7 protein-coding genes and 1 pseudogene are annotated in these 8,378 nt (G+C 53.6%); 2 read left to right on the plus strand and 6 right to left on the minus strand.

The window, feature by feature from the left end; translation table 11 throughout:
- Positions 1-335 precede the first annotated feature (335 nt).
- Positions 336-929, minus strand: a complete 594-nt coding sequence (locus EKM91_RS13205; protein ID WP_125754367.1) for a DUF1054 family protein — start codon at positions 927-929, stop codon at positions 336-338.
- A 57-nt stretch (positions 930-986) separates the two neighbouring features.
- On the opposite strand from EKM91_RS13205, the gene EKM91_RS13210 reads away from it, so the two are divergent.
- Positions 987-1,427 (plus strand): YueI family protein, encoded by a 441-nt coding sequence (locus tag EKM91_RS13210; protein ID WP_125754368.1) that lies wholly within the window; start codon positions 987-989, stop codon positions 1,425-1,427.
- A gap of 222 nt (positions 1,428-1,649) precedes the next feature.
- Positions 1,650-3,464, plus strand: coding sequence for an EAL domain-containing protein (locus EKM91_RS13215; protein ID WP_125754369.1), 1,815 nt, complete (start codon positions 1,650-1,652; stop codon positions 3,462-3,464).
- Positions 3,465-3,512: 48 nt separating this feature from the next.
- On the opposite strand, the gene EKM91_RS13220 is transcribed toward EKM91_RS13215, so the two are convergent.
- The 5 genes and pseudogenes from EKM91_RS13220 to EKM91_RS14155 all read right to left on the minus strand — a co-directional run.
- Positions 3,513-3,941, minus strand: a complete 429-nt coding sequence (locus tag EKM91_RS13220; RefSeq protein ID WP_125754370.1) for a pyridoxamine 5'-phosphate oxidase family protein — start codon at positions 3,939-3,941, stop codon at positions 3,513-3,515.
- A 107-nt stretch (positions 3,942-4,048) separates the two neighbouring features.
- Positions 4,049-5,011, minus strand: a complete 963-nt coding sequence (locus EKM91_RS13225) for a glycosyltransferase family protein (RefSeq protein WP_125754371.1) — start codon at positions 5,009-5,011, stop codon at positions 4,049-4,051.
- A complete protein-coding gene (locus EKM91_RS13230) occupies positions 5,008-5,949 on the minus strand; it encodes a glycosyltransferase family 2 protein (protein ID WP_125754372.1) in 942 nt (313 codons plus the stop codon). The genes EKM91_RS13225 and EKM91_RS13230 overlap by 4 nt, the downstream gene beginning before the upstream one ends.
- The gene (locus EKM91_RS13235; protein ID WP_125754373.1) at positions 5,942-6,931 is read right to left on the minus strand and encodes a glycosyltransferase family 2 protein; all 990 of its coding nucleotides are present in this window, start codon (positions 6,929-6,931) and stop codon (positions 5,942-5,944) included. Before EKM91_RS13235 ends, EKM91_RS13230 begins: the two co-directional genes overlap by 8 nt.
- A 100-nt stretch (positions 6,932-7,031) precedes the next feature.
- A pseudogene (locus EKM91_RS14155) lies at positions 7,032-8,378 on the minus strand (hypothetical protein); the annotation flags it as partial.

The following is an 8,378-nucleotide window of genomic DNA, read 5'->3' on the forward strand; positions in this document are numbered from 1 at the left end:
CACGACGCGCTGTTTGAGGCGCCTCACCGTTGCAATTAGGAGCGCGTTTAATCAGAGCGTGAACCCAAGCGCACTTAAGGGTGTGGGTAAGGCAGCCTGGGGGCGTCGCGGTACGCGACGTGACGGGATGACTTACCCGCCACCCCGTTGCTTGGGTGAACGCGTTTAAAGCAGAGCGTGAACCCAAGGCGCATTTAGGGGGTCGGGCTAATTGGGCGTGACGGCAGTCGGCGTAGCCGGCGGACGGCGCGACTGATTAGCACGCACCCCCATTGCTTGGGCGAACGCGTTTAAAAAGCCCTTAACCGGTTCACACCATCCAGTCAAGGGCTTTGCTACATACTTAACAGCGCATAGATCGGCAGCAATGCCGCCACTTGCGCCTGTAATAATTGCCAAAACGCCGCGGGATCGTCCCAAACCGGGTCGGTTTGCAAATAAGTCTTTCCCACCAGCCATTCACCGCTTTTAACGGTTTCAAAGCGTTTGGTCTGGGCCGCCAAAGCCGCTTCAGTCACCGGGATGGCGGCTTTTTTGGTGTGATCACCCGATAATTCAAATCCCGCCGGCAAAGCCATTACCGCTTGGGTCACGCGGGCCCAGTTTGGTGTTTGGGGTTTACTCTCCTGCAACAGCGCGACCCATAAAAAGAGCCGATCATCCCAAAAGCCTAATTCTATATGTGGGACCATCTTGTATCCGCGCGGATTAGCGGATAGCGCCAGCCAAGTATCTACCGGCGGGTTTTTATGCCGGCGCGCATGTTTGGCAATGTGCACGGTTTGCTGAGGCAACCCGGCTTGCACGCATTGCGCAGCCAAAAGCGAGCCCGCTTTTTCAAACTTCGGATCCAGCTCACTGCGGATGCGGCCCAAGCGGCCGATCAGCGTGCGATCATCAAAAACCTCAAAGTCCTTTCGCTCAAACATTGCCGTCGCCTCCATGTTATACTGAAGTTAATTCTATCACAGAAAGGTTGTCGCCTAATGTCTGAAGATGAGCTCCAAGATCGCCTCCTCGATCGGCTGAACGGCACCCCCCAAACACGGCCAGACGAACGCCGCCAATATCTAGGCTCCTTGCGTGAGCGCGTGGCGCTGGCGGTGACCAACGCCGAAATCACCCGGCCGGAAACGCTGGCACTGTGTCGGCAAGTCTTGGCTGAATATGGCCAACAAGCAGGGTTCAAGCTCTTGATCAATGGCAAGCTCGAACCAGCCCAAACTGCCCCTTACATGCAAGCTGCCAGCCAAGCAGGGTTAGCTTTTACCAGCATCAACGACGACACGGCGCAAATTACGCCAGCCGCCTTTGCATTGTTACTCGTCGCCAAAAATGCCATTGATCACCAAGACATTCGCTTGCACTACCCTGAAACGCCAGCTGAACCCAAAAAGCGCAGCTTCTTTGACCGGTTTCAACATTAATTTTTACAAATAATTTTGCCATGTGCCCCACTGTCTGGGACATCCCCGCCAGCCTTGTGACGCCACCAATCAAACGGTGACGTGACAAGGCTTTTTGGTTTTAATTGACAGCTGTGGCACAACCAGGTGAGCCATGATTGACATTGTTTATTGATAAATTAATCTTTATACTAAGATAACAGGGATTATTTTTTAATATTTTACCTATGAAGAGGTCGGGCTATGTCTGGTGGGATGATCGGCGTTTCATACGTCACAACATTATTATTCAGTATCTTCTTGGCGTTAGGGATGACGTCACTACTATATTGGGTCGATGACCGCGCTGTCACCCCCTTCATCGTCGCGCACCGCACCAGTATCGTGCGGGTGGCAGGTTTAGTGTATCTTGGAGTGTTATATGCCTTGCAAGCACTGCAATACCGCGTTGATCCGCAGATGCATGTGTTTGGCTTGCATTGGGCGTTTTTAAATTTGATGCTGATCAGTCTATATGTGATCGCGGTACGCACCGGGGATTGGGTCACCATCATCATTCAAGAGCTTTGTTGTGCGGCTTACTTATGGCGATACGCGCAACCGCTATCGGCGCAAGTACTCATCGCTTATGTCATTTGGGTCTCCGTGTTATGCAGCTTGATCGTGATCCGCCACACGATGCAGCAACGCCGCTTATGGGATTATCTGGGCATGTTCGCATTAGGGATCACCGGGGTCATTGGCATCTATGTCTCACGGCCGCGGGTGTTTGATCCTTGGTGGTGGGTACGCGAGATCATGGCCTATTTGGTCTTAGGCTTGTTCGTGCAAGAATACATTCGCTTGACCGTGGCTGCTGATGCGCGCACGGCCAAATTGCAGCGCGTCGCCGCTTATGATGAAATGACGGCCACAGCGGTGTTTGCCCGCGGACAAACCGATATTGCGACGATGTTTGATCAAGCGCAAGCTCATCATCAACAATTAGTGGTCGCCGCCATCGATGTGGACCACTTTAGTGCGTTCAACCAGCGCTATGGGTATCTTGCTGGCAACATCGTTTTGTTGGCGATCGTCGACAACCTGCAAGCAGTGCTGCAAAAAGCGGCCATCAACGCGCGGTTATATCGCGTTGGCGGCGATGAATTTACCTTAGGCTTTCTTGGCGCCACGGCTGAACAAGCGGCAACGATCGTCGCGGCTTGCCTCAAGCGCGTGGCCACCACGAATTTCCCGGTGCAAGGCGGCGTGGCGCATTTGACGTTGTCGGCTGGATTGACTATTACCCAACAAGAAGACCCCAGCATCGGCACGGCCTTTGCGCGAGCGGATGACAACTTGCGCAATAGTAAGCAAAAAGGCGGCAACCAAAGCGCTGGCAGCGGTGTGAAAAACACCGGGGCTGCGCCGGTCCTCACCTATTTTGCCCAACCGATCATGCTTATCGATGAAGCCCAGCCTTGGGGCGCGGAACTATTGCTGCGGCAACAAGACGGCGATCATTGGCATTTGCCGCCGCGGTTTGACATCCAAGTCGAACAACAGATCAAGATGATCGCCCGCACGCTGGCCAAAAGCCGCCTGACGCGCGTGACGATCAACTTGACCCCGGCCCAATTTGCCGATACCAGCATCGCCAATGCCTTGGCCGGTTTTGCCAATGCCGCTTATGGCCCGGATGCTTTGATCGTTGAGATCACCACCGTACCGGACTTAGCGACGACTCGGCGCATCACCGCAATCTACCGCAGTGCCAATATCCGGGTATTCATTGATGATGTCGGTTCGGACAATTCGTATGAATTAGTCCAAAAAGTTCTCCCTTATATCGACGGTGTTAAGTTTGCCATGCAAAATCTGCGCAAGCATGAACCCTTAGCCCGCATCCATGAACGCGTGCTGTTTTGGGTCGATACCGCCAAAAAAGCCCGTATCGACTTCATCTTAGAAGGCGTCGAAGACCAAGCCGATGTCGATTTTGCCAGCCGCTTAGGCATCCACTATTGCCAAGGCTATTACTTTGGCAAACCGGCTTTGCCTGATGCCCTAGTCAGTTAAGCTAAAAACACCGGCCAACAGGAAATTCCTGTTGACCGGTGTTTTATTTTAGTCGGTGATCTTGACCGTCGTCGTTTCGCCGTTGATGGTGACATCGGCTTCGTCAAAGGTCAGCGCGAAGAAATCTGAGTGCGCCGCAAATTTCGCGGTTTGGGGATATTTTTGTTGGTATAAGGCACTTTGCGCCGTCGTTGGCGTGATCTTGGCGACATGCGCATGGCGCACGCGCACGACACCTTGGTCATCAAACTGCGGCGTGGCAAAAGCGGCCCGGCCATGCGCGGCGATTTCAGCCACTTTTTCCGCCTGCCTGCTGGACATAAACAGTACCTGCTTACCCAATTTGTCATACACGCCTAAGACAATCCGCACGTCTGGCGCAGTGCCGTCTTCAGTCAAGGTCGCCACGGCGATTTGTTGGGCAGCATCAATGATTTGTTCTAACTTCAACTCACTAACCAAAATGATTCCCTCCATCCTAATGTGCAAACAAGCACAAGTGCTCGTTTCCCCCTTATAGTAGGCACCCGGATCTCAAAAAACAAGCCGCAAAAGGCCCGACCGTACTGGTCGGGCCTTTGTGCTTAACGTGCTGGTGTCGTGACTTGTGCGCGCAACGGCGAGACTTTTTGCAAATAGCCAGAAAAGTCAGCCGGTTCCGCATTCCATGGGGCCGCCGGAGATTGGTCGGTCGCTTGCAGTTGAGTCACATAAGCAAGCACTTGCGGCCATTGCGCCGCATTTTGGGCCGTTAATGCCGCCATTTGCGCCGTCATCGCCGGATCTTTGCCGGCTTGTGAATAAAACCGCACGATAGTTTTAGCGAGTGTTTCCCCATATTGCGCAGGAACCAATTGTTGCAAACGCGCTAAGTACCGGGCCGTCATCCGCACCCACTCCAGCTGTAATTTAGCCGGTGCTGGCGGCAGCACCGCATCTGACACCGTCCGGCCTAAGAATTGGACCGCCACCGCATGTTCCAATTCTTGCGGCGCTTGCGCAACGGCTTCGACCAGCTGGCCCACGAATTGTTCCGTGTACGCGCCGAAATCCTCGAAGGTCAGCTGACTTTGCATCATCAAGTCGCGACTGATGAAGCGTCCGCGCAACAAATGCGTCGTTGAGGCCACCCGGTATTCAAACTGCCGCTTGGCCGTCATGTTTTCTTTTAACAATAATCCGGAAAACAGCTGCGCGTCTGGATGCGCCTTGATCCCAGCAAAGACTTGCTGCAAGACATCCACCGAGTTGAATTGCATATTCGGGCCCATAAAGGCCACAAATTTGCCGGTTGCCAGCATCAGTCCTTGTTGAAACGCCACTGGCCATGACCAGATCTTGGCTGGCTTGATGTAGCGAAATTTAAGGCGATTAAAGACCCGCAGCGGTTCCAAGTCTTCTAATTGATAACGGCCATTATCGATCAACAAGACTTCGACCTGACGAAAATCCACGCCTAGCTGGTTGTTCACTGATGACAGCGGCACGACCAGATCCTGGACGGTCGCCGATTCCATTGCAATGATGAGGCTCAAAGTCTTACTCACGCTAGTTCCTCCAAATAGTTGAGATACGCATCGATGCCAGCCAAGTCAAGGTGTTGCGCCTGCGCTTTTTGGCGGGCCAACTCCCGAATCAACGGTTTCACCCGCGGCAGGTGCCACCAGTGCTGATTTTCTTGTAGCAGTTGCTGGACTTCTGCCGCGACGGCTTGGGGATCTTGAGGCGGATATTGTTGCATGTGGCTGTAAATATTGGCTAACAATTCATAAAAGTCATGGGCCCAGCGCTTGGCGTGATGGGCTTTTAAAAACTGGAGCTGATAGCGGCCTGAACGCACCCACATCGCACCATCAGCCACCATCGCAAACCCGTTACGGCGGCCAGTCGATTGCCAATTCAAGCGCCAGACGAAAGCCGGCGTCGTCAAAGTCACCGTTTTTTGCGTGAAAGCTAAGGCCAATGAGACAAAATACACATCTTCATAGACTCGCAACTTCGGGTGAAAGGTCAAGCCAAGCTCGTCCAAATACCCCCGCCGATACGCCTTGGCGTCTACCGAAGCGACATCCAACGCCGAGCGCAGATCATACGCCACCCCATCACCGGTGCGAGTCTCACCCCAAAACGGGGCCAAGATCACGTCTGGTCGATCCGCACACGCCGCCAAAAACGCGTGCAGCACCATCGGACTGGCCAGCATATCATCTGCGTCTAAAAACATCACATAATCGCCATGGGCATGGTCGATCCCTGCTTGCCTAGCAACGCCAGCCCCCATACTGCGGGCTAAGGTCACTTGTTGCAACGGCCAGCGCTTGGCCAGCGTTTGGGGAAGCGCCGGTCCGCCATCATTGACAGTGATCACTTCGACTTGCTTTAAGTCTACTCCAATTTGGGTATAGACAGAAGATAAAGCGCGTTCAAAATCTGCGCCATAAGCCAAATGATACGGAATGATCAAACTCAGCCAAGGTTTATCCATGGGTGACCTCCTGTTGGTAAGCTTGCTTTAAGTAGCCAGTTTGCGCCGCCAGATAAGCATCCAAGCCGGCTTGCGACAGGCCGGCATAAGGCGCATCTGCGGCTTGCAAGCGGGTGATTTCCGCACGCACTTGCGCTTGCCCGGCTGGCGTCCACAAGCTGCGATTAGCCACTAACAGCGCCTGATGTTCCGCCAAAAATGCCGCTTGATCCGCCGGGGCGTGGACTTTCACCCGATAAAAGAGATCTGCCATGTAATGGTAAAAATCCCGCGGCCAAACTGCCGGCTTTTTTTCACGCAACATTGCTAAACTGTATCGATTGGAGCGTGCCCACACTTGCAATTGATGATCAAAGGCGTGATCGTCTTTGCGCACGGTCGAGGCCGGATTCCATAGCCAAACATAAACTGAGCGATCAAGATACTTGCGACTGTGCGCTAATTCGCAGGCCAACCCGACAAAATAAGTGTCTTCAAAGATCCGCAGATCCGGCCGCCACTTAAGCCCCACCCGCTTGATATAAGCTCGATTATAAAGCTTGGCATAGGCTGCTTTCCAGTCGAATTTTGCCGATAACGTCTCTTGATACTGACCATCGAACCGGTGCTGTTTCGTATACCGCGCAATGATCATATCATCATTCGCTGTTTGCGTCGGCTTAAGCATATCTCGCAACACGAAGACGTCTTGCAACACGTCGTCAGCGTCGATAAACATGAAGTAGCGGCCAGTCGTATGCTCGATACCAACTTGGCGCGCCACCCCTGCCCCGCGGCTAGGGGTGTAATTCAGCTGCCGAACCAAGAGCCCTTTTGGCATTGGCAGCCAGCTATTGGGAAGTGCCGCCACGCCATCGCCGACCAGCAGCACTTCGATCGTCGTAAAATCAACTTCGACTTGCATCGTCACGCTGGCAAATGCCCGTCTGATCTGTTCTGGGGTTTCGTTATGATAGGTAATAATGATCGATAGTTGTTTCATTTTGCTGACCTCTTGATGACTTGACTTATATGTAAGAACAAGCTGACTACCTCGGTTTCCCTAGGTACCCAGCTTGTATATGACTCACGATCGCGTGAGCTTAGTACAACGGATCATCGTCTGAATCACGCCGCTTCTTAGCGATCGCAAATGCTGCTAAAGCATCCATGATCGTCAAACCAACGCCGGCCAGGATCAATGTTTCGCTGTTTGAATCACTTGTATCAGGCAGTTGGCGCCGACCACTCGTGGTGCCGCTTGCCAAGGAGCCGTTTTCGGTGTCAGTCGTGGTGCCAAGCGTGTCCGCTAAGGTGACGCGTTGCGCTGGGGCACTTGGAATGAATGTGCGTGAACCAACGTTTTGCCCTTGGTTTGCGCCCACTTCAGGCTCTGCACTAGACGTATCTGGTAACTTGATACGACTCGCCGGTTTTCCTGAATCATCCGGGGTTTGTCCTTGATCAGTTGATGGTTGCCCATCTGGGGTATCACCTGAGTTATCCGGCGTATTCCCATCTGGGGTGTCGCCAGAATCATTCGGCGTATTCCCATCTGGGGTGTCACCAGGATTATCCGGGGTCTTCCCGTCTGGGGTGTCACCAGGATCATCCGGGGTCTTCCCATCTGGGGTGTCGCCAGGATCATTCGGGGTCTTCCCGTCTGGGGTATCACCAGGATCATCCGGGGTCTTCCCATCTGGGGTGTCGCCAGAATCATCCGGGGTTTTCCCGTCTGGGGTGTCGCCAGGATCATCCGGGGTCTTCCCGTCTGGAGTGTCGCCAGGATCATCCGGGGTCTTCCCATCTGGGGTATCACCAGGATCATCCGGGGTCTTCCCATCTGGGGTATCACCAGGATCATCCGGGGTCTTCCCATCTGGGGTATCGCCAGGATCATCCGGGGTCTTCCCGTCTGGGGTGTCGCCAGGATCATCCGGGGTCTTCCCGTCTGGGATATCACCAGGATCATCCGGGGTCTTCCCATCTGGGGTATCGCCAGGATCATCCGGGATCTCCCCGTCTGGATCATCAGATTCAGCTACTTGATAAACTGGTTCCGGTACCACGCTGATCTTGAATTCACGAACGCCATTGCCAGGAATACCAACTTGGTCAGTGTCTGTTTCTGGTGTGTTCTCATCCGGACCACCGTTTGGATCACCTGGGTTATCAGTTTCTGCTACTTGATAAACTGGTTCTGGTACCACGCTGATCTTGAATTCACGAACGCCGTTGCCAGGAATACCAACTTGGTCAGTGTCCGTGATATCTGTGACATTGGTTGCGCCGGTATCACCAGTTGCACCCTTGTCACCAGTTGCGCCCTTGTCACCAGTTGCACCCTTGTCACCAGTTGCGCCCTTGTCACCAGTTGCGCCCTTGTCACCAGTTGCACCCTTGTCACCAGTTGCGCCCTTGTCACCAGTTGCGCCCTTGTCACCAGTTGC

The organism is Lacticaseibacillus baoqingensis, from assembly GCF_003946165.1.
Classification (GTDB): domain Bacteria; phylum Bacillota; class Bacilli; order Lactobacillales; family Lactobacillaceae; genus Lacticaseibacillus; species Lacticaseibacillus baoqingensis.